Below are 718 nucleotides of genomic sequence, written 5' to 3'. Positions count from 1 at the left end.
TACTATCCCTCACGCAAACCAACAATATACGGTCTAAAAAAGCAACAAAAAAATCAAAAGTAGCACAACACAATAAATTTATAATTTACAATAACATGTAAAGCAGCAAAAACAAATATTATGAATTTATAATACTTACATTTTATACAATGAAACAAATTTTTATCAACTTACCTGTAAAAGATGTAGAAAAATCTATGAATTTTTACAAACATTTAGGTTTCACAGTCAATCCTTTGTTTAGTTTCAACGATCAAAAATGTATGGTTTGGAGCGACCAAATTTATGTAATGCTACAAACGCATGACATGTTCAAATCGGGCAATAAAAAAAAACTTGCCAACGCCAAAACAAGCACCATTGCCACCTTTACACTTCCTGTACAAAGCATAGAAGTAATGAATGACATTGTAGCAAAAGGGATAAAAGCAGGCGGCACAGCGCCAACACAAACAATCGACGAAGGCTTTATGCAAATAAGAAACATCGAAGACTTAGACGGACATCATTGGGCAGTAATTTATTTAGACATGGACAAATTCAAAAAAATAACAGGAAAACAATAAAATTTAAAAAAGATGACAACCAGCTACCATTTAAAAATTTACAGACTATAAACCAATATACATGAGGTTAAAAACAACATATTTTTTATATATGAACTTGTTAGCCAACAGATTATAAAAAAATTGTAAAAGGAAAAAAATGAAAAGAAAAT

Annotated in this window: 1 protein-coding gene; it reads left to right on the top strand. The window is 29.8% G+C overall.

Annotated features, from left to right (window positions below):
• Window positions 1–149 precede the first annotated feature (149 nt).
• Window positions 150–566 carry a VOC family protein gene (locus B0A58_RS16150; RefSeq protein WP_089081886.1) on the top strand — a complete coding sequence of 139 codons (417 nt, stop codon included), beginning with the start codon at window positions 150–152 and terminating at the stop codon, window positions 564–566.
• The last annotated feature ends 152 nt before the right edge of the window (window positions 567–718 follow it).

Source organism: Flavobacterium branchiophilum NBRC 15030 = ATCC 35035 (assembly GCF_002217205.1).
In the GTDB taxonomy this organism is placed as follows: domain Bacteria; phylum Bacteroidota; class Bacteroidia; order Flavobacteriales; family Flavobacteriaceae; genus Flavobacterium; species Flavobacterium branchiophilum.
Note: the sequence above shows the minus strand (reverse complement) of the source record. Positions and strands in the feature narration are given on the sequence as shown.